Below are 18,859 nucleotides of genomic sequence, written 5' to 3'. Positions count from 1 at the left end.
GGATGAGCAGGGCTGTCGTACCCCTGGCCTAGGCTCGGGTGTCATGGGCATGGAGAGTTCCGCCGAGGCGCCGCAACCGGTCAGAGTCGTCCTCAACGCCGTCGGCCAGTGGATCGGCCGCCTCGGCCGGATCTGGGTCGAGGGCCAGATCGCCGAGCTCAACCGGCGCGGCCGGATGGCCTACATCACGCTGCGCGACCCCGTGGCCAACGTGTCCGTGCGCGTGGTCTGCCAGACCTCGGTGCTGGACGCGCAGAGCCCGCCGCCCGAGGCCGGCGCCCGTGTGGTCGTGCACGCCAAACCCGACTTCTACGAGGTGCGCGGGACGTTCTCGCTGCGCGCGCTGGAGATCCGCCACGTGGGCCTGGGCGAGCTCCTGGCCCGCCTGGAGCAGCTGCGCCGCACCCTGTCCGCCGAGGGCCTGTTCGAGGCCGCGCGCAAGCGTCCGCTGCCCTTCCTGCCCTCCACGGTCGGCCTGGTCTGCGGCCGCGACTCCGCCGCCGAGCGCGACGTCCTGGAGAACGGGCGCCGCCGCTGGCCCGCCGTGCGGTTCGAGGTGCGCCCCGTCGCCGTGCAGGGCGACCGCGCCGTGCGCGAGGTGATGGAGGCGCTCAAGGAGCTCGACGCGCGCCCGGAGGTGGACGTCATCATCATCGCGCGCGGCGGCGGTTCCCTGGAGGACCTGCTGCCCTTCTCCGACGAGGCCCTGGTCAGAGCCGTGTCGGAGGCGGGAACGCCCGTGGTGAGCGCCATCGGCCACGAGCAGGACGCGCCTCTGCTGGACTACGTCGCCGACGTGCGCGCCTCCACCCCCACGGACGCGGCCAAGAAGACCATCCCCGACGTGGGCGAGCAGACGGAGCTGATCCGCCAGCTCCGCGACCGGGCCCGGCGCGTGCTCCAGGGCGCGGTGGACCGGGAGCTGTCCTGGCTGCGGGGCATGCGCTCGCGCCCGGCGCTGGCCGACCCGGTCCGCGAGATCGACCGGCTCACCGAGCAGGTCGTGGACCTGCGCGACCGGGCACGGCGCAGCCTGACCGTGGCGCTGGACCGCTCGGCCGACGGGCTCGTCCACACCCGGGCCCGCCTGCACGCGCTGTCCCCCGCCACCACACTGGCGCGCGGCTACGCCATCGTGCAGCGCCAGGACGGGTCGGTGGTGCGCTCGGCCGCCGAGCCCGCGGTGGGGGAGGACCTGCGGATCCGCTTCACCGAGGACAGTTTGACCGCGACCGTGGCGGACGTGCACCTCGCCGACGGCGACGCCCGCCACGCCGGGGACGGCACGGATGACGCCGCCACCGACGACACCGCGGACACCACCACCACCACCGACGAGGACGCCGACGACGCACCCGCCGGGGAGACCGAGCGGTAGTGGCCGGGCGTGCCGCCGCCGGGACGCCGGACACCGGCACCGCCCCGGGCTCGGCCCGGGACATCCACGCACCCACCCATCGACGTAAGACGGAGCAGACATGGCCGACAAGGGCGCAGCCGAACCGAAGCAGAGCTATGAGGAGTGCAGGGAGGAGCTGACCGACGTCGTGCGCCGGCTGGAGTCCGGCGGCCTCAGCCTCAAGGACTCCCTTGCCCTGTGGGAGCGCGGCGAGGAGCTGGCCAAGACGTGTGAACAGTGGCTGGAGGGGGCCCGCGCCACGATGGCCGCGGCCATGGACGAGCGCCGTGGTGAGACCTCCGAGGACGGGGAGACGCCCTTTTGAGGTCCGCGCGCGTGAGCGGTCCGGCGGCGGGGGAGGCCGCCGCGGGCGCGTCGGGGCGGCCGGGGCCTCGCACGGCAGGGTGAGGATCCGCCGGGCACGCTCCGGGAGCGGTGCCGGTGGCGCTCGCCCGCTACTTGCGGCCGTTGAGCTCGTCGCCCAGTTCGCGGATGTTGCCGGGCAGTCCGCGGAACACGCTGACCACCAGGACCAGCGCGGTCCCCAGGAACAGCCACGGAGCCACCTCGGCGAGGCGGGACGCCAGCCCCAGCAGCAGCACGCGCGCGAACCCCTCGTTGCCCAGGGCGAGCACGGCCTCGGCGGCGACCACGGAGGCGAAGAACGCGATCGGCGGGCTCACCGACAGTGACAGCAGGTCGCTCGGGCGCACCAGTACCGCGGTCAGCAGGCAGGCCAGGGTGAACACCACGCCCGGCGGCGCGGAGGTCTCCGTCCAGTGCGCGACCATCGTCCCGCCGAAGCTGCTGATGATGATGAGCAGTATGCCGCCGCGGCCGGTCAACCGGGGTGGCCGCCAGGGGGTCGGGGTCGGGCGCGGCCCCTGTACTCCCTGGGGTGCCTGCGAACGCGCGTCGGGGCGCGTCGGCTGTCCAGCGGCTGGTCCGTTGTGGCCGCGGTCCTGCGTTCGCACGAAGTACGGGGCGCGTCCGGGTTCCGGACCGTCCGTCTTGCGCTGAGGCACGACCGTACGCCTCCCAAGTTTGTTACTCACAGTGTTTAGTGTGTCACTTCTGGTGAAGTTCCCGGGTCTTTTCCGGGGATCGTGTCGTCATTTCGGCTACTTGACACCTTCCGCGCCGAACACCCCCTCCTCACCCTTGGACACCAGGATGGGGCACCGAGGTTCTGGTGGAAATCGGTCAGTGCGCCCACACGGGCCCCGTGCCGGGGGTGCGTCACCGTCCGTGAGCGTCTTCGACTTCGGGGTTTTGGGTCGATCCATTGAGCCCGTTTTCCACGCACCGAATATCGTCGACAGAGCTCGTGTCCACGTCGGTCAGTTCAGGGGCGGCCGCCGTGCGCGGCCGTTCCTCCACCCCGGTGGGCCGGTCCAGTTCACCGTCCACGAGGCCGATCTCGTGGAACCGCCGTGCCGTCACCAGTACCCGGTTCTCCAGCGATCCCACCGTCTGGTTGTAGGCGCTCACCGTGCGCGTCAGCGCCCGTCCGAGCCCCTCCACGTGGCCGCCCAGGGTCGACAGGCGGGAGTGCAGCTGCTTGCCCAGGTCGAACACCGCCCGGGCGTTCTCGCTCAGCGCCTCCTGCTGCCAGGCGTACTGCGCCGTGCGGAGCAGGGAGATCAGCGTCGTGGGGGTCGCGATGTGCACCCGCTTGGCCATCGCGTGCTCCAGCAGGCCCGGGTCGTGCTCCAGGGCGGGGGCGAGGAAGGCCTCGCCGGGGATGAACAGCACCACGAACTCCGGAGCCGGGGTGAACGCGGCCCAGTACGACTTGGCCGCCAACTGGTCCACGTGCGTGCGCAGCTGCCGCGAGTGCGCGCGCAGCCGGTCCTCGGCGGCGCCCTCCTCCCGCGCCTCGACCGCGTCCAGGTAGGCGGCCAGCGGCACCTTGGAGTCCACGACGATGTTCTTGCCGCCGGCCAGGCGCACCACCATGTCGGGGCGCTGGGAGCCGTCCCGGGTCGCGGCCTGCTCGTCGAAGTCGCACTGCGCGCTCATCCCCGCCAGCTCCGCCACCCGGCGCAGCTGGAGTTCGCCCCACCGGCCGCGTGCCTCGGGGCGCCGGAGCGCCGTGACCAGGGACTGGGTCTGGTCCCGGAGCCGTTCTGAGCCCTCGCGCACGGACTCGACCTGCTTGGCCAGCTCGGCGTGGGCCGCCGCCCGCCCGGCGTCCACCTCGCGCAGCTGGGTCTCCACGCGGTTCAGCGTCGCGGTCAGCGGTTCCACCATGCGCTCCACGGCGCGGCGGCGCTCGTCGAGGTCGCCGTCGGCCGCGGCGCTGACCGCGCGCAGCCGCCCCTCGGCGAGTTCGAGGAAGCGCTGGTTGGTCTGGTCCAGGGCCTGGGCCGAGAGGGCGCGGAAGCGGTCGGCGAGCTGTTCCTCGACGTAGGCCGCGCGCTCTTCGGCGGCGCGCGCGTCGGCCCGGGCCTCGGCGTCGCGCCCGCGCGCGAGCGTCCAGCCCACGGCCACGCCGATGGCGAGTCCGATCAGGAGCATGAGTACGAGTACGAGGCCGTCCATGGCGATCCATGGTGTCAGTTCGCGGGTTCCGGGGGCCCCTCGCCACGCAGGGCGGGGGAGAAGCCCTCCCATAACGGACATCGGTGCGACGTGCTTCACATGCGTTGGTTATTCGTTTAAGCTCGGAGTTCACCGAGTGATCGGTAGGGAAACCAGCAGCGAGGCTGCCGACGAACGGAGAGACATGACCGCACCGACCGACGCCGACCGCGCACGGCGCGCCGACGAAGCCCTGGCCGCGCTCGACCTGGAGGGCAAGGTCCGCCTGCTCTCCGGCGACTCCATGTGGTCGATCGCCGCCAACCCCGCCATCGGGCTCGGCCGACTGGTCATGTCCGACGGCCCCGTGGGCGTGCGCGGCGAGCGCTGGACCCCTGACGACCCCTCCATCCAGCTGCCGAGCCCCACGGCGATCGCCGCCACCTGGGACCGCGACCTGGTCCGCGACGTCGGCCGCCTGCTCGCCCAGGAGGCGCGCCGCAAGGGCGTCCACGTCCTGTTGGCCCCGGCGGTCAACATGCACCGCTCGCCGCTGGGCGGGCGCCACTTCGAGACCTTCTCCGAGGACCCCTACCTCACCGGCGAGATCGGCACCGCCTACGTCCTCGGGGTCCAGGACGGCGGAGTGGGCACCACCGTCAAGCACTTCGTCGCCAACGACTCCGAGACCGACCGCTTCACGGTGGACGTGCGACGAGCGCACGCTGCGGGAGATCTACCTCGCGCCCTTCGAGAGCATCGTCCGCGGAGCCCGGCCCTGGGGCGTGATGTCCGCCTACAACAAGGTCAACGGCACCACGATGACCGAGCACGGCGAGCTCAACACCGTGCTGCGCGAGGAGTGGGGCTTCGACGGGTTCCTCGTCTCCGACTGGACCGCGGCCCGCGACACCGTCCGCGACTGCCTGGCCGGGCTCGACGTGGCCATGCCCGGCCCCAACACGGTCTACGGCCAGCACCTGCTCGACGCGGTCCGCGACGGCCGGGTCCCGGAGGAGGCCGTGGACGCCCTCGCGCGGCGCGTCCTGCTCCTGGCCGCCCGGGTGGGCCTGCTGGAGGGCGCCGACCCCGTGGTCGCCCCGGCGGACCGCCCCGGCGGCATGGACGGCCGGGTCCTCGCGCGCGAAGTCGCCGCCCGCTCCTTCGTCCTGCTGCGCAACGAGGCCGCGCTGCCCGTGGACCCCGGCGCGGTGGACCGGATCGCGCTGATCGGCCTGGCCGCCTCCGAGGCGCGCACGAGCGGGGGCGGCAGCGCGAGCGTGTTCGCCGAGCGCACGGTGTCCCCCCTGGAGGGCCTGCGCGCGGCGCTGCCCGACGGTGTCGAGCTCTCCTACGCCGTCGGCGCCGACCCCCGGGTGAGCCTGCCCGCCGTGGAGGTGCCCATGACGGCGACGTTCTACGCGGCCGACGGCCGGGCGCTCGCCTCCGAGCCCCTGCCCGACGGCACCGCCCGCTGGATCGGTGAGCTCCCCGACGGCGTCACCAACGCCGAACTGGACCGGATCGAGGTCAGCGGCGACTTCACCCCGACCACCTCCGGCGAGCACGTGTTCGGCGTCACCGGGGCCGGGCGGTACCGCCTCACGGTGGGCGAGCGGGTGCTCTTCGACGGCGGCCTCGACTTCGAGGGCGACGACCCCGCCGCCGCCATGTTCGACCCGCCCGCCACGACGGCCGTCGTCCCGCTCACCGAGGGCGAGAAGGTCCGCGTGCGGGTGACCAAGGCCCACCAGGACCTGGGCATGGGCGACTTCGCGTTCATCGGCTTCACCCTGACCCACCGCGGCCCGATGGCCGGTGACGACGAGCTCATCGAGGAGGCGGTCGCCGCCGCCCGTGGCGCGGACGTCGCCGTCGTCGTGGTCGCCACCACGGCCGACGTGGAGTCGGAGGGCTTCGACCGGAGCACGCTCACCCTGCCCGGCCGCCAGGACGAACTCGTCGCGCGGGTCGCCGAGGTGAACGACCGCACGGTGGTGGTGGTCAACACCGGCGCCCCGGTGACGATGCCCTGGCGCGACGATGTCGCCGGCGTCCTCCTGACGTGGTTCGGCGGCCAGGAGCTCGGCGGGGCCCTCGCCGACGTCCTGCTCGGCCGCCGCGACCCCTCCGGCCGCCTGCCCACCACCTGGCCGACCCGCGAGGAGGACGTGCCGGTCCTGGGCGTGGCCCCCGAGCAGGGCGCCCTCGACTACGCCGAGGGCGTCTTCGTGGGCTACCGGGCCTGGGAGCGGGCGGGCGCGGAGCCCGCCTTCTGCTTCGGCCACGGGCTGTCCTACACGAGCTGGCGCTACGACGCCGTCCAGGTCGACCTGGCCGACGGCGACGACCCGGGGGACGCGTTGGCGGTGATCCGGGTTCGAGTGACCAACACCGGGGGGCGCGAGGGGAACGAGGTCGTGCAGGTCTACCTGGCCCCGCGGGAACCGGGCGACCGGCCCGCGCGCGTCCTGGCCGGATTCGCCGCCGTGCACGCGCGGGCGGGCGCCTCCGCCGAAGCGGTGGTGACCGTGCCCCGCTCCGCCGTGCGCCGGTGGGCCGAGGACGCCGACGAGTGGGAGTTCGTCCCGGGCGGCTACGACGTCCTGGTCGGCCGCTCCTACGCCGACACCCGCCTCACCGCCCGCATCGAACTCCCGTAGCCGCGCACCCGCGGGCGCGGCGTCCTCCGGGGCGCCGCGCCCGGGAGCGTGCCGGCGCGGGCGGTCAGGTCTCGCGCTGGACCAGCACCGGCGTCCACGGGGACAGGTGGACCTCCGTGCGCTCCGTGACCGCCCGGACGATCTCCTGGGCGGTCGCCTCGATGCTCTGGGGTTCGAGGCGGACGCTGGTCAGCCGGGGCCGCAGCATCCGGCAGAGCATGAGGTCGTCCGCCCCCACCAGGGCGGTTCGGTCGGGCACCGGGACCCGCGCGTCCCGCATGGCCCCCAGGAGCAGTCCGCTGAACTCGTCGTTGTAGCCGAACACCGCCTCCGGCAGCCCTTCGTCCAGCCACGTCCGGACGACCTCGGCGGCGCTCTCCGGCGACCAGTCCATGTCCAGGGACCGCACGGTGGCGCCGACGCCGGCGCGGGCCGCGGCCTCCTGGAAGCCCTGGAGCCGGAGGCCGCCGATCCGGCGGAGCACGTGGCCGCGCGGCACCACGGCCGCCAGATCGCGGTACCCGCGTCCGACCAGGTGCTCGCCGGCGCGGGCGCCGACGCCGACGTCGTCCATGGTGAGCGTGGACACGCCGGTGCCCTTGGCCGCCTCGGCGGCCACGCCCGTCGCGATCACCTGGATGTCCGCCTTGTGCAGCAGTTCGATCCCGGCCGGGGTCAGCCGCTCGTGCTCCACGATGACGGCACTGGGGCGCATCGCCGCCCACGTGCGCGCCGCCTTCACGCCCCGGTGCCGCTCGCCGCCGTACTGGAGCAGCGTGTACCCCATGTCGCGCAGCCGCAGCGTGAGGTGGTGGTGGAACTCCGTGGCCAGGGGGCCGTGGACGACGTCCATCTGGACGTACAGGACCAGATCGCTGGACCCCTTGCGCAGCGACCGCGCGCTCGCGTGCGGCACGTACCCGAGCTCGTCGGCGATGGAGCGCACCCGGGTCCTGGTGCCCTCCGGGATGCGCGAGCCCGGGGCGTCGTTGAGCACGTACGACACGGTCGCGGTGGACACTCCCGCGCGTTTGGCGATGTCGGTGATGGTCGCGGGTCGGGGGCGGATCGAAGTCATGCGGCTATCTTGCCCTGCCTGTCGAGGAGTCCGATGCCCGGGACCGATCCCGATGTGAACTCCTGATGTCCAATGTATTGACAAGGTTAAACGCTTAACCTAGCTTAATCGCATAACCGGAGCCTGAACAGGCATTTCTCGATCTCGTGGGTTCACACCAGGGAGAACCAGATGTCCGAAAACCCCTCCCCCCTCTCGGACGCGGAGCAGACGAAGAACCCGGCCCCTGTGGGCAGGCGCGGCATGCGCCGCCTCATGCCGATGCTGGGACTGGGCAACCTCGCCGTCTACGCCTTCTACCTGGGCATCGGGGCCGTCCTGCTGCCCCTGCAGGTGCAGGCCCTGACCCCCGGCGACGAACAGGCCGCCGTCGCCAACCTCGGAGTGGTGTCCGGCATCGCCGCCGTCTTCGGCACCGTCTTCAACCCGATCGGCGGCGCGCTCTCCGACCGCACCCGCTCGCGCTGGGGGCGCCGCAACCCGTGGATCCTCGGCGGCGCGGTGGCCGGCTTCCTCCTCGTGTTCGTCCTGGGCTACGCCGACTCCCTGCTGATGACCGTGATCGGCTGGTGCCTGGCCCAGGGCGCCATGAACCTGCACCAGGCGGCGCTCACCGCCGTCATCCCCGACCGCGTCCCCCTGGGCCGGCGCGGCACGGCCGCCGCGTTCATGGGCGTGGCCCTCTCGCTGGCCGGCGTCGTGGGCACGGGCCTGGCGTCCCTGTTCACCGCCCGGCTCCCGATCGGCTACATCCTCCTGGGCGGGCTCGTCGTCGCGGTCGCGGTCCTGCTGACCTCGCTCACGCACGACCCCCGCGGCGACGAGGTGCCCGAGCGGTCCGCGACGGCGCCCGCCGGCCCGGCGGCCGCCCTCGGACGGTTCCTGTCCGCGCTGGGCCACCGCGACTTCGCGCTGGTCTTCGTCGGGCGGGCGCTGCTCTTCCTCGGCTACTTCCTCATCCTCGGTTTCCAGCTCTACATCTTCGACTACTTCATCGCGCTGCCCGAGGGCATGGAGCCCGCCGCCGCCGTCACCGTGTTCACCATGGTCACCGCGGTGGGCACGATCGCGGTGACCGCCATCGGCGGGCCGCTCTCGGACCGCCTCGACCGGCGCAGGCTCTTCGCCCTGATCTCGGGCACCGTGTCCGCGCTGGCGATGCTCATCCCGTACTTCGCCCCGACCTGGACCGGGATGCTCGTCTTCGCCATCGTCAACGGCGGCGCGTTCGGCTGCTTCATGGCCGTGGACACCGCCCTGGCCACGCTGGTCCTGCCCGACGACGCCGACGCCGCGCGCGACATGGGCGTGCTCAACATCGCCGCGGCGGGGCCGCAGATCATCGCCCCGTTCATCGCCTCCGCGATCATCCTGCACCTCGGCGGCTACGGATCGCTCTTCCTCGTGGGCTCGGCGGTGGGCCTGCTGGGCGCGCTCGCCCTCGTGTTCGTCCGCGGAGTCCGCTGACCCCCCTCGACCGACCGACCGCCCCCGACCGACCGCCCCCGATCGACCGACCACCCAGGCCGTGCGCCCGCCGGCCGCTCGTCAGGAGACCTCCCATGCGACTCACTACTTACGAGGCCGGAACCGGCCCCCGCACCGCGCTGCTCGTCCACGGCGCCATGTCCGACCACGGGACCTGGCACGCCGTCCAGGCCGACCTCGTCGACCGCGGCTACCGCGTGATCGGTGTGGACCTGCGCGGCCACGGCCGCAGCCCGCGCGGCGAGTACACCGTGGCCGCGCTGGGCCAGGACCTGGTGGACACGCTGCCCACCGGCGCCGACCTCGCGATCGGCCACTCCATGGGCGGCCTCGCGCTGTCCCTGGCCGTGGAGGAGCTCGCCCCGGCCCGCGCCGTGTACTCCGACCCCGCCTTCCGGTTCGGCGCGGCCACGACCGCCGCCACCGGCGCCATGCGGTCGATGGTCGAGCAGGCCACCGCCGAGAGCGTCCGCGCCATGAACCCGCGCTGGAGCGACGCCGACATCGCGGCGGAGCTGGCCGGGTTCGCCGCCTTCGACACCGCTTTCTTCGACGTCATCGGCGAGGCCGCGGCCCAGGACCGGATTCCGGCCGAGCCCGTGGTGCCCTCCCTGGTCCAGCTGGCCGATCCGAGCTTCACCGTCGACGCCGACGGCGCACGCCTGCTCGCCGAACGCGGATTCACGGTCCGCGTGGTCCAGGGCGCCGGGCACTGCGTCCACCGCGACGACCTGCCGGGCTTCCTCACCTCGCTCGACGGCTGGATCTGACGCCGCCCACCCCCCAAGAAAGGTCCGACCATGTCCCTGCGCGTGTCCCTGCCCCGCCTGTCCGCCTCGGCCGCCCTGGCGGCCGCGGTCCTGCTGACCGCCTGCGCCCCCTCCGCCGACCCGGCCCCCGACCAGGACTCGGAGGCCGGGGAGGACTTCCCCGCCGCGCCCCTCGACGGCCTGCGCGTGCTCCTGGCCAACGACGACTCGATGCTCGCCGCCGAGGAGGACGGCTCGGACGGCCTGGGGCTGTACGAGTTGCGCTCGGCGCTGTGCGCGGCCGGCGCCGACGTCGTGGTCCTCGCCCCCTGGGGCTTCCAGTCGAGTATGAGCAGCGCGATCTCCCACCGCGGCTCGTTCGGCCTGGGCACCCACCCCGGCCTGCCCGAGGAGTACGCGGGGGACTGCGCCGCCGCCCCGAGCGGCGGCGCGGTCCACGGGCTCTGTGTCGCCGAGGGGCCCTGTGAGGAGGACTCGCCCAGCGCCACCCCGGTCGACTCCGTCACCTTCGCCCTCCACCACGGGCTCGCCGAGCTGGAGGGGTGGGACGGTCCGCCCGACCTGGTGCTGTCGGGGGTCAACTCCGGCCCGAACGTGGCCTCCCAGATCGCCAACTCCGGCACCGCCGGGGCCGCGTTCGCGGCGCAGGCCGCGGGCGTTCCCGCGATCGCGGTCAGCGCCGGCCTGGACGAGGACTTCACCGTGGCGCCGACGACCTACACGGCGGCCGCGGAGTTCAGCACCGACCTCGTCGCCCGGCTGGTCGGAGCGGACCTGTTGACCAGCGACTACATGATCAACGTCAACTTCCCCCACTCGCCGGAGGGCGCGGCCGCCCCCGACGTCCGGTGGACGCGGGCGGGGACGGGGACCGTCCTGGTGCCGGAGTTCTCCGGTGAGGACGCCTACGAGCTCGGACTGCGGGTGTGCGAACCGGACGCACCGGGGTGCGTGCCCGAGAACCGGGAGGACGCCGACAGCACGGCGCTCCTGGGGGACGGCGCGGTCTCGGTCAGCGCCCTGACCTCCGACCGCACCTACGCCTCCGGTGAGGACCCCGCGGACGTGGAGCGGCTGGCGGAGCTGGTCGGCGCGCTCGGCGACTGACCCGGTCCGGCCCGGCCCGACCTGACCAGGCCCGCGGCGCCTCCGCGCCGCGGGCCGGACCGTATCCCGGGCGCCGCGCCGGGCCCGTCCTCGGGCCCGGCGCACGCCGGGTGCGGGACCGCCCGCCGGGCCGGTCCACCGGTCCGGGGAGGGCTCAGGAGAGCGCGGAGACGGGGGAGCAGCGGTCGAGCGCTTCGCGCCACGCGTCGACGGAGGACCAGAACCGTTCCGCGGCGGGCTCGGGGGTGAACATCCACATCCGCTCCCAGGCCGGTGACGCCCGCCCCGAGATCTCCGACACCGCGACGTAGGGCCGGGGCCCCCTCACCGGGTACCAGGTGTACTCCAGGGGTTCGAGCAGGGCCATCAGACGCTCCTCGACCCCCCGGTCCGGGCGGACCTTCACCAGCATCCACGGCCGGTACCGGCGCAGGACCTCCAGGCCCCCGGACACCACGTCGGGTTCGGTCCCGGCCGTGTCGATCGTCAGTACCGTCGGGTGCGTCGAGGCGCGTTCGTTCCACCGCGACAGCGTGGCCACGTCCACCGCCACGTGGGTCAGGTCGGTCCGCGTGGAGCGCACGAGCCGGTTGCACATGTCGTTGTGCGCGGCGCGACGCAGGTGGGCGGTGCCGTTGTGGTTGCTCAGCGCCAGCTCGACCACGGTGAACCCCAGTTCGGCGGTGGCGGAGACGACCCGTGCGGCCGAGGCGATCTCCGGAGTCGGCTCGAAGGCGAACACGGGCCTGCGCGAGCGCGCGGCGGCCAGGGCCGCGTACACCCCGATGCCCGAGCCGATGTCCAGGACGGCGCCCGGGCGGGTGTGGTCGAGCATGGCCAGGAAGCAGGCCAGGCTGTCGGGCTCGTGCCGCGCGAGCCCGAACTCGGCCAGCCGCCGGGGCACGGTGAGGTCTCCGGACAGTTCCAGGGCGAGACGGTCGGGGCCGCAGCGGCGCGTGTCCGTGTCCAGCCGGGGCAGTGCCACGGTGAACCTCCGGCTCCACGGCGGTACCCGGGCCGGGTCCAGGCCGCCCAGCCGTCTGGGCAGGTGGACCCGGATGCGCCGCGTGGCGAAGCGGATGAGCGGGTAGCGCCGTACGAGTGCGCGCAGTTGGTCGGTGACCACAGTTGCCTTCCCCCCAAGGAACCATTGCCGCCCGCACGGTCCGAGGGCGGCGGACTCCCCCTGGGCCGCCGGGATGCCGGACGCCGTGGCGTTCCGGTCCCCGCTTCAGTCCTCGCGCGACTTGGTCGGCCTGCGCCGACGCCACGTCCCTCCCGTGCCGGCGGCCGTACGTCGACCGGGTCTGCCAGGGGTGCGCGCGGTACCCCGCAGGGGCGCCGCGGGTTCGGCCCCAGGCCTCCGGCGGTGTCGTTCAAACCTACTGTGAGTAGTGTCATCTGCGCAGCGCGTTTCGACGATCGGTCCCGCTTTCCGACCTGCACGGACCGGTCGACCCGTTGGTCCGCATAGACTCTGGCCTTGTGAGTCTGACTATCGGGATCGTCGGCCTGCCCAACGTCGGCAAGTCCACCCTCTTCAACGCCCTGACCAAGAACGACGCTCTGGCGGCGAACTATCCGTTCGCCACCATCGAGCCCAACGTCGGGGTGGTCGGGGTGCCCGACCCCCGGCTGGCCAAGCTCGCCGAGATCTTCGCATCGGCCAAGGTGCTTCCGGCCACCGTCGACTTCGTCGACATCGCCGGCATCGTGCGCGGCGCCTCCACCGGTGAGGGCCTGGGCAACAAGTTCCTGGCCAACATCCGGGAGAGCGACGCGATCTGCCAGGTCATCCGGGCCTTCGAGGACGCCGACGTCACGCACGTCGACGGCGACGTCGACGCCTCCCGGGACATCGAGACGATCAACACCGAGCTGATCCTCGCCGACCTGCAGACCCTGGAGAAGGCGCTTCCGCGACTGGAGAAGGACGCCAAGCGCAACGCCAAGGACAAGGACTCCCAGGAGCTGCTCAAGGCCGCCCAGGAGGCGCAGGAGCTGCTGGACGGCGGTGTCTCGCTGTCGGCCGCCGAGGGCGTGGACCTGGACCGGCTGCGCGAGCTGAGCCTGCTCACCGTCAAGCCGTTCATCTACGTGTTCAACCTCGACAGCGACGAGCTCGCCGACGAGGCCCTGCGCGCCAAGCTGCAGGCGCTCGTCGCTCCGGCCGAGGCGATCTTCCTGGACGCCAAGATCGAGGCCGAGCTGGCCGAGCTCGACGACGACGAGGCGCAGGAGCTCCTGGAGTCCATGGGCCAGACCGAGTCGGGCCTGGCGCAGCTGGCGCGGGTCGGCTTCGCCACCCTGGGCCTGCAGACCTACCTGACCGCCGGGCCCAAGGAGGCCCGCGCCTGGACGATCAAGAAGGGCGCGACCGCGCCCGAGGCGGCCGGGGTCATCCACACCGACTTCCAGCGCGGCTTCATCAAGGCCGAGGTGGTCTCCTACGACGACCTCGTGGCCCACGGCGACATGCAGTCCGCCCGCTCCGCGGGCAAGGTCCGCATCGAGGGCAAGGACTACGTGATGTCCGACGGCGACGTGGTGGAGTTCCGCTTCAACGTCTAATCGCGGGAGTGATGCCACGTGGCCACGATCGAACCGGTGCGCCCGGAGGAAGACGACGCGATGGGCAAGCGCGCGGTCTTCGATGAACTCGCCGCTGTGATCGCGGACGAGATCGAGGCGCAACTCGGGGTGCACCGACCGGTCGGCGAGATGCCGGAGCTGATCGCCGACGCGATCCTGGACGCCTTTCGTGTCGAGCGCGCCGATCAGGCGCCGTAGTCCGCCACCATCCACTCGGCGCGGCCCCTCGGTCGGACGGTGGCGCCCTCGGAGTCGTCGCAGCAGGTCGCGACGGCTTCCCAGTCGCGTTGGAACACGATCGAGTGGAGGACTCGCATGGCTCGCCCCTACGCACCCGGCCCGAAGCATTTCACCTTCGGGGTCGGCGACGGCGATGAGCTGCGGCAGGTGGTCGTCGCGGACCCGCAGGAAGCCTACGTGGAGTTCTCCACGTACTTTCGGGGTCGCGACGCCGATACCTACCGGATCGAGGACGAAGCGGCGGGCCAGAGCCTGGTGCTCATGCCCGGCGAAGGGGTGATCGCCCGCACCGAAGGGGCGGACGGGCCTCGGACCGAGTACCTCCTGGCGGGCAGGGCCAACCGCTACCTGCCGAGCGCGATGCTGTTCTTCGAGAACGGGTATCGCGGCCTCGACCACTTCGGACAGTGGTTCTCCGGCCGCGCCGACCTCGACGCCCCACCGGAGACCCGTGGGGCGGCTCGGGCGGCCACGCTCACGACCGAGGCCGCGGCGATCGAGGGACTCGCTCGGATCTGGGCGGATTCGGGCATCGAGGACCCGAGCGGCCGGTTCCACGTCTTCTTCGACTCGTGCGATGCCGACCAGGACCGCGCCGAACGGGCCGAAGCGCTCAAGCTGATCGCCTTCCTCGGTCTCGAACGAGTCGACACCCCTGCCGGAGCGGCCGACGGCGAAGTCTGGGTGCGCACCGACCCGCGTCTGGACGCCGCATTCGAACGGTGGTCGTGAACCGACGGTTCGAGCCGGGCAGTGGACGCTGAGTCGATTCCCCGGAGCGGCCCGTGCCGGATTCAGCCGCGGCGGGTGCTCGTCGGCGCGGCCATCGGGACGAACGTGCGGTCGCCGGACGTCGCGACGGAGTCGAGGAACGCTCCGGTGAGCGCGAGTGTGCGGGCCGCGCCGGTGTTGCCCTGCCGACGCGCCACGCGTGGCCCGAGCCGCCGCAGCAGGCGGGTGCTCGCGCGCAGGGGCCGCATGAACAGCGTCACTTTCGCGATCAGCCCGTCCTCGTCGAGGTTGACGAACTGGGCTTCGTTCATGGCGATGCCGTCCACCGACGTCTCGGCGAAGAGCACGGCCCCGGAGTCCACGCGCTCGACCCGGACGTAGCGGATCGCGGTGACGACCTCGAACACGTCGCGCAGGAGATCCACGACCTCGTCCCTGCCGCGGAACACGAACTGGTCGGTCACGGGCGAGACGACCACGGCGCCGTCGGCGAGCGCCGCACCGGCCGCCCCGGCATCCCCGTGCTCGCCGGCCTGGATCCATACCGTCAGCGCCTCGTCCATGGTCAGGTCCTTCCTCGGGTCAGGCGCTCCGCGATGACGACGGTGCCGGGGGCCGCGCGCCCGCCGGGGCCGGGCCGTGGGGTGAGGGACTCGGATGTGAGCCGTGAGCCGCATGCGTCGCAGGTGACACCGGACTCCAGCGGCGCGCCGCAGTCATGGGTGAACTCCACCGGGGCCTGCCCGCCGCTGCGCCACCGGTCGCCCCACTGCGTCAGTGCGACGAGGATCGGCACGAGCTCTCGGCCGCTCTCCGTCAGCGTGTACCGCACGCGTCGCGGGCGCTCGCTGTACTCGACTTCGTCGAGGACCCCTTCGCGGACGAGGAGAGCGAGGCGGTCGGTCAGCAGCGCGCGGGAGAGGCCGAGGTCGCGGACGATGTCGTTGAACGTGTCGACGCCGAGGAACACGTCGCGCAGGATCAGCGGTGTCCAGGTGTCGCCGACGACGTCGAGGGATCGGGCGAGGGAGCAGGCGAACTCGGCGAAGCGGTGGCGCGACATGCCTTCACGATAGAGAGTTCAGTTTCTGAACTCAATGCCTCGGCTGCACGGGTGAGCGGCTTCCGGTGCCGGGCGCACCGAGCGGGAGCCGATCAGCCGAGCTCCTGGGCGAGTCCGATGAGGATGCCCTCGGGCCCGCGCACGTAGCAGAGCCGGTACGCCTCGCCGATCTGGACCACCTCGTCGACGAGTTCCGCGCCGCGCCCGCTCAGCCGGTCTAGGGTCGCGTCGAGGTCGTCGACCGCGAACATGACACGCAGGTAGCCCAGCGCGTTCACCGGGGCGTCCCGGTGGTCGGCGACGACGGACGGCTCGATGAAGCGTGAGAGCTCCAGTCGGCCGTGGCCGTCCGGCGTGCGCACCATCGCGATCTCGACGCGCTGGTCCGCCAGACCGGTGACGCGTCCGGCCCACTCGTCCTCCACGACGGTCCGCCCTTCGAGCTCGAGTCCGAGCTCGCGGAAGAACTCGATCGCCCCGGCGAGGTCCTCGACGACGATGCCGACGTTGTCCATCTTCACGGTCATGGCGAGAGCCTACGCGGATCGGCGCCCGACGGCCCGCGCGGGCGCGCGCGGTGAGCCGCGGGTCGGGCGGCCGCGGTCGACGCCCTCACCCGCGCGTCAGGGGGTCGGTATTCGCCTCCGACAGTCGCAGGAGCCGCTGCGAGGTGGTCTCGTCGGCCGGTGTCATCACGGTCATCCGGTGACCGGTCTCCGCCAGGTTCGCCGAGACGAAGTTGAGCTGCAGCAAGCCGATCGACGGGCTGTTCAGGCGCTTGGTCTCGAGGTGCTGGGGCAGGACGTCGTGGCGGTCCCACAACCGGGAGAACTCCTCCGACCGTCGCCGCAGCTCTCTGATCGTCGTGGCCGCGGTGTGGCCCGCCTCGGTGCCGGCGACCGCGCGCAGCTGCGCGACCATCCGCGTGGCGACGACGCCGTCGTCGACATAGCGGCTGCGCCAGTCGGCGTTGGTGAAGAACTGCAGCGCACAGTTCCGCTCGGCGGGCGGTATCCGGTCCACGTCGGTGAACAGGAACCGGTAGGAGCGGTTGTAGGCCACCACGTCGAACGCGCTGGTCTGGAGGCACGCGGGGTAGGGATCGAGTTTGTCCAACACCGGTCGGTACGCCGCCAGCAGCGACGCGTCGAGAGCCGGCGGCGCGGCCACCTCGGTGCGCACACCGGCGAGGCGTTCGAGATGGCGCTTCTCGGTGTCGTCCAGGCGAAGGGCCCTGCCGACGGCGGTCAGGACCTGGGCGCTGACGTTGATCGGTCGGCCCTGCTCGAGCCACGTGTACCAGGTGACGCCCACACCGGCGAGGACCGCGACCTCCTCACGTCGCAGGCCGGGCGTGCGTCGGCGTCCGGTGGAGGGAAGGCCCACCCGGTCCGGGGTGAGCCGCTCGCGCCTGGTGCGCAGGAAGCCGCCGAGCTCGCGCCTGATCTCGGGGGTCCGTGAACCTGTCATGGTCCGACTATGCCCCACCTCCCGAACGGTGGCCAGGTTCGCTCGGTACCCCCATCAACAGGCTCCTGGTACCAGGATGAGGATCCTGCCAGGGTCGGGGCGTGACCAGAGAATCGAGTTCGCAGACAGAGACCCCGTCCCCGCGGCACCAGGGGGACCACGAGAACCGCAGCGCCGGCGCGCAGGCCCCGTCGCAGACCATCGAAGGAAGGTCACCTGGGACGCTGGGCCTGGCCGGCCTCCTGACCGCGCTGTCCGCCCTGCTCCTGTCGGTGGTGAGCTTCGCCGCGGCGGGCATCGCCCTCCCGAGCATCGGCACCTCGCTGCAGGCCTCGGCGTCCCAGCAGTCGCTGGTGGTGTCGACCTACTCCCTGGGCTTCGCCGCGCCGATGGTCGTCGGCGGACGTCTGGGCGACCTGTACGGCAGACGACGGCTCTTCCTGTACGGCATGGCCGGATTCACCGCGTTCTCGCTGCTGGCGACGCTCGCGCCGACCATCACCGTGCTGATCGCCGCTCGCGCGCTCACCGGCGTGTCGGCGGCGGCGATGGTGCCCCAGGTGCTCGCGACCATCACGGCGTCCACGCGTGGACGCGAACGCGCCCGGGCGGTGGCATGGTTCGGGGCGACCGCGGGCGGGGCGACCGCGGTGGGACAGGTCCTCGGCGGGGTCCTGCTGTCGGTCCCCCTGTTCGGCGCTCCCTGGCGTACGGTCTTCGCGATGAGCGTCGGCATGGGCGTCGCCGCGTTCCTCGCCGCTCTGCGGTGGATGCCCAGGACCGACGCACCGGGCGCTCGTTCGCTGGACCTGATCGGTACCGCGTTGCTGGGGGGTTCGCTGCTCGCGCTGATGATCCCCCTGTCCCAGGGGGGTGCGCTCGGCTGGCCCGGGTGGTGCTGGGCGCTGCTGGCCGTCAGCCCCCTGGCGTTCGCGGCGTTCTGGACGCGGCAGCTCCGACTGCACCGCCGTGAGCTGGTCCCGCTCGTTCCTCCGCCGCTCCTGCGCCTGAAGTCGTACGGACTCGGCCTCGTCATGGCCCTCCTGCTCCAGTCCTCCTTCGGTGCGTTCACCTTCCTCTTCGCACTCTCCACGCAGACAGGCCAGGGCTGGTCCCCGATGAGAGCCGCCCTCGTGCTGCTGCCGTTCACGCTGTGCTTCCTCGTCGTGTCGATCTGGTCGGGCAGGCTGGCGCCCCGCTTCGGGTTCCGCCGGCTGCTGACGGTCGGCGGGTTCGTTCAGGCAGCGATGCTGGCGACGACCGCGGCATCGGTCCTCCTGCGGAGCCCGGGTATGAGCGAGTGGACGCTGGGTGCTCTGCTGGTCGGCGTCGGGGTCGGCCAGGCGCTCATGTTCGGGCCGCTCGTCGGCGCGATGATCGCCGACGTTCCGCCTTCGTCGGCGGGAGCGGCCTCCGGGGTCGTCCAGACCACACAGCAGGCCGCCATGGGGCTCGGAGTGGCGGTCGCCGGGGGGCTTCTGGGCACCGCGATGGCCGGCCCGGCCGCGCCACTCGGGCAGGTGTACGTGACGGCCCTCGCGGTCTGCATGCTCGTCCAGGCCGTGTTCGCCATCGCGTTCGCCCTGCTCGCCCTCGCCCTTCCCGGACGGGTCGCGCCACCTCGTGCGGCGGTGTCCCGCCCCTGAGCTCCGACCTGGCTTCGGGCACGGATGAGGAAGGTTCAGCCTGGATGCGGAGACCCTGGGGCCGGCGTGGTCGGGAGCGAACGCCGTG

Annotated in this window: 19 protein-coding genes and 1 pseudogene; 11 read left to right on the top strand and 9 right to left on the bottom strand. The window is 72.7% G+C overall.

Annotated features, from left to right (window positions below; all coding sequences use genetic code 11):
* Positions 1-43: 43 nt before the first annotated feature.
* On the top strand, positions 44-1,378 hold the full coding sequence (xseA, locus tag DFP74_RS32720; RefSeq protein ID WP_121187863.1) for an exodeoxyribonuclease VII large subunit: 1,335 nt from the start codon (positions 44-46) through the stop codon (positions 1,376-1,378).
* A 100-nt stretch (positions 1,379-1,478) separates the two neighbouring features.
* Positions 1,479-1,724: an exodeoxyribonuclease VII small subunit gene (locus DFP74_RS32715; RefSeq protein ID WP_121187862.1), complete on the top strand. Its 246-nt coding sequence runs from the start codon at positions 1,479-1,481 to the stop codon at positions 1,722-1,724.
* A gap of 130 nt (positions 1,725-1,854) precedes the next feature.
* Here DFP74_RS32715 and DFP74_RS32710 read toward each other — a convergent pair whose 3' ends face one another.
* Both DFP74_RS32710 and DFP74_RS32705 read right to left on the bottom strand, forming a co-directional pair.
* Positions 1,855-2,424, bottom strand: coding sequence for a DUF6542 domain-containing protein (locus DFP74_RS32710; protein WP_121187861.1), 570 nt, complete (start codon positions 2,422-2,424; stop codon positions 1,855-1,857).
* 214 nt (positions 2,425-2,638) lie between these two features.
* Positions 2,639-3,943, bottom strand: a complete 1,305-nt coding sequence (locus tag DFP74_RS32705; protein WP_121187860.1) for a DNA recombination protein RmuC — start codon at positions 3,941-3,943, stop codon at positions 2,639-2,641.
* On the opposite strand from DFP74_RS32705, the pseudogene DFP74_RS35290 reads away from it, so the two are divergent.
* A pseudogene (locus tag DFP74_RS35290) lies at positions 3,897-4,556 on the top strand (glycoside hydrolase family 3 N-terminal domain-containing protein); the annotation flags it as partial. The gene DFP74_RS32705 and the pseudogene DFP74_RS35290 sit on opposite strands and share 47 nt — an antisense overlap.
* Positions 4,557-4,647: 91 nt before the next feature.
* Positions 4,648-6,585, top strand: a complete 1,938-nt coding sequence (locus DFP74_RS32700; protein WP_370013533.1) for a glycoside hydrolase family 3 C-terminal domain-containing protein — start codon at positions 4,648-4,650, stop codon at positions 6,583-6,585.
* Positions 6,586-6,649: 64 nt separating this feature from the next.
* Here DFP74_RS32700 and DFP74_RS32695 read toward each other — a convergent pair whose 3' ends face one another.
* A complete protein-coding gene (locus DFP74_RS32695; RefSeq protein WP_121187859.1) occupies positions 6,650-7,663 on the bottom strand; it encodes a LacI family DNA-binding transcriptional regulator in 1,014 nt (337 codons plus the stop codon).
* A gap of 171 nt (positions 7,664-7,834) precedes the next feature.
* Between DFP74_RS32695 and DFP74_RS32690 the strand changes: the two genes are divergently transcribed.
* From DFP74_RS32690 to DFP74_RS32680, 3 genes are all read left to right on the top strand, one after another.
* On the top strand, positions 7,835-9,130 hold the full coding sequence (locus tag DFP74_RS32690; protein ID WP_121187858.1) for an MFS transporter: 1,296 nt from the start codon (positions 7,835-7,837) through the stop codon (positions 9,128-9,130).
* Positions 9,131-9,225: 95 nt separating this feature from the next.
* Positions 9,226-9,921, top strand: coding sequence for an alpha/beta fold hydrolase (locus tag DFP74_RS32685; RefSeq protein WP_121187857.1), 696 nt, complete (start codon positions 9,226-9,228; stop codon positions 9,919-9,921).
* A gap of 30 nt (positions 9,922-9,951) precedes the next feature.
* On the top strand, positions 9,952-11,028 hold the full coding sequence (locus DFP74_RS32680; RefSeq protein ID WP_121187856.1) for a 5'/3'-nucleotidase SurE: 1,077 nt from the start codon (positions 9,952-9,954) through the stop codon (positions 11,026-11,028).
* A 154-nt stretch (positions 11,029-11,182) separates the two neighbouring features.
* Here DFP74_RS32680 and DFP74_RS32675 read toward each other — a convergent pair whose 3' ends face one another.
* Complete coding sequence (locus DFP74_RS32675; RefSeq protein WP_121187855.1) at positions 11,183-12,154, bottom strand: FkbM family methyltransferase; 972 nt, start codon at positions 12,152-12,154, stop codon at positions 11,183-11,185.
* Between the two features lie 359 nt (positions 12,155-12,513).
* On the opposite strand from DFP74_RS32675, the gene ychF reads away from it, so the two are divergent.
* Positions 12,514-13,599 (top strand): redox-regulated ATPase YchF, encoded by a 1,086-nt coding sequence (ychF, locus tag DFP74_RS32670; protein ID WP_121187854.1) that lies wholly within the window; start codon positions 12,514-12,516, stop codon positions 13,597-13,599.
* An 18-nt stretch (positions 13,600-13,617) separates the two neighbouring features.
* Positions 13,618-13,818 carry a hypothetical protein gene (locus tag DFP74_RS32665; protein WP_121187853.1) on the top strand — a complete coding sequence of 67 codons (201 nt, stop codon included), beginning with the start codon at positions 13,618-13,620 and terminating at the stop codon, positions 13,816-13,818.
* Here the strand turns inward: DFP74_RS32665 and DFP74_RS35015 are convergent.
* Positions 13,806-13,937, bottom strand: a complete 132-nt coding sequence (locus DFP74_RS35015) for a hypothetical protein (RefSeq protein ID WP_255499686.1) — start codon at positions 13,935-13,937, stop codon at positions 13,806-13,808. The two genes, DFP74_RS32665 and DFP74_RS35015, sit on opposite strands and share 13 nt — an antisense overlap.
* Here DFP74_RS35015 and DFP74_RS32660 point away from each other — a divergent pair.
* On the top strand, positions 13,936-14,592 hold the full coding sequence (locus tag DFP74_RS32660; protein ID WP_121187852.1) for a hypothetical protein: 657 nt from the start codon (positions 13,936-13,938) through the stop codon (positions 14,590-14,592). The genes DFP74_RS35015 and DFP74_RS32660 overlap by 2 nt on opposite strands.
* Before the next feature lie 62 nt (positions 14,593-14,654).
* On the opposite strand, the gene DFP74_RS32655 is transcribed toward DFP74_RS32660, so the two are convergent.
* From DFP74_RS32655 to DFP74_RS32640, 4 genes are all read right to left on the bottom strand, one after another.
* Positions 14,655-15,155 carry a nuclear transport factor 2 family protein gene (locus DFP74_RS32655; RefSeq protein ID WP_121187851.1) on the bottom strand — a complete coding sequence of 167 codons (501 nt, stop codon included), beginning with the start codon at positions 15,153-15,155 and terminating at the stop codon, positions 14,655-14,657.
* Between the two features lie 2 nt (positions 15,156-15,157).
* The gene (locus DFP74_RS32650) at positions 15,158-15,655 is read right to left on the bottom strand and encodes a helix-turn-helix domain-containing protein (protein WP_121187850.1); all 498 of its coding nucleotides are present in this window, start codon (positions 15,653-15,655) and stop codon (positions 15,158-15,160) included.
* A gap of 92 nt (positions 15,656-15,747) precedes the next feature.
* The gene (locus DFP74_RS32645) at positions 15,748-16,182 is read right to left on the bottom strand and encodes a VOC family protein (protein ID WP_121187849.1); all 435 of its coding nucleotides are present in this window, start codon (positions 16,180-16,182) and stop codon (positions 15,748-15,750) included.
* A gap of 85 nt (positions 16,183-16,267) precedes the next feature.
* On the bottom strand, positions 16,268-17,125 hold the full coding sequence (locus DFP74_RS32640; protein WP_121187847.1) for a helix-turn-helix transcriptional regulator: 858 nt from the start codon (positions 17,123-17,125) through the stop codon (positions 16,268-16,270).
* 101 nt (positions 17,126-17,226) lie between these two features.
* On the opposite strand from DFP74_RS32640, the gene DFP74_RS32635 reads away from it, so the two are divergent.
* Positions 17,227-18,771 (top strand): MFS transporter, encoded by a 1,545-nt coding sequence (locus DFP74_RS32635; protein ID WP_121187845.1) that lies wholly within the window; start codon positions 17,227-17,229, stop codon positions 18,769-18,771.
* Positions 18,772-18,859: the final 88 nt, after the last annotated feature.

This window comes from Nocardiopsis sp. Huas11 (genome assembly GCF_003634495.1).
Classification (GTDB): Bacteria; Actinomycetota; Actinomycetes; order Streptosporangiales; family Streptosporangiaceae; genus Nocardiopsis.
This window is presented reverse-complemented; position numbering and strand designations above follow the sequence as displayed.

What these genes read in the sequence shown, in the direction of transcription:
- xseA (WP_121187863.1), top strand. Translation starts at nt 44, where the DNA reads ATGGGCATGGAGAGTTCCGCCGAGGCGCCGCAACCGGTCAGAGTCGTC.
- DFP74_RS32715 (WP_121187862.1), top strand. Translation starts at nt 1,479, where the DNA reads ATGGCCGACAAGGGCGCAGCCGAACCGAAGCAGAGCTATGAGGAGTGC.
- DFP74_RS32705 (WP_121187860.1), bottom strand. Translation starts at nt 3,943, where the DNA reads ATGGACGGCCTCGTACTCGTACTCATGCTCCTGATCGGACTCGCCATC.
- DFP74_RS32695 (WP_121187859.1), bottom strand. Translation starts at nt 7,663, where the DNA reads ATGACTTCGATCCGCCCCCGACCCGCGACCATCACCGACATCGCCAAA.
- DFP74_RS32690 (WP_121187858.1), top strand. Translation starts at nt 7,835, where the DNA reads ATGTCCGAAAACCCCTCCCCCCTCTCGGACGCGGAGCAGACGAAGAAC.
- DFP74_RS32685 (WP_121187857.1), top strand. Translation starts at nt 9,226, where the DNA reads ATGCGACTCACTACTTACGAGGCCGGAACCGGCCCCCGCACCGCGCTG.
- DFP74_RS32680 (WP_121187856.1), top strand. Translation starts at nt 9,952, where the DNA reads ATGTCCCTGCGCGTGTCCCTGCCCCGCCTGTCCGCCTCGGCCGCCCTG.
- DFP74_RS32660 (WP_121187852.1), top strand. Translation starts at nt 13,936, where the DNA reads ATGGCTCGCCCCTACGCACCCGGCCCGAAGCATTTCACCTTCGGGGTC.
- DFP74_RS35015 (WP_255499686.1), bottom strand. Translation starts at nt 13,937, where the DNA reads ATGCGAGTCCTCCACTCGATCGTGTTCCAACGCGACTGGGAAGCCGTC.
- DFP74_RS32655 (WP_121187851.1), bottom strand. Translation starts at nt 15,155, where the DNA reads ATGGACGAGGCGCTGACGGTATGGATCCAGGCCGGCGAGCACGGGGAT.
- DFP74_RS32650 (WP_121187850.1), bottom strand. Translation starts at nt 15,655, where the DNA reads ATGTCGCGCCACCGCTTCGCCGAGTTCGCCTGCTCCCTCGCCCGATCC.
- DFP74_RS32645 (WP_121187849.1), bottom strand. Translation starts at nt 16,182, where the DNA reads ATGACCGTGAAGATGGACAACGTCGGCATCGTCGTCGAGGACCTCGCC.
- DFP74_RS32640 (WP_121187847.1), bottom strand. Translation starts at nt 17,125, where the DNA reads ATGACAGGTTCACGGACCCCCGAGATCAGGCGCGAGCTCGGCGGCTTC.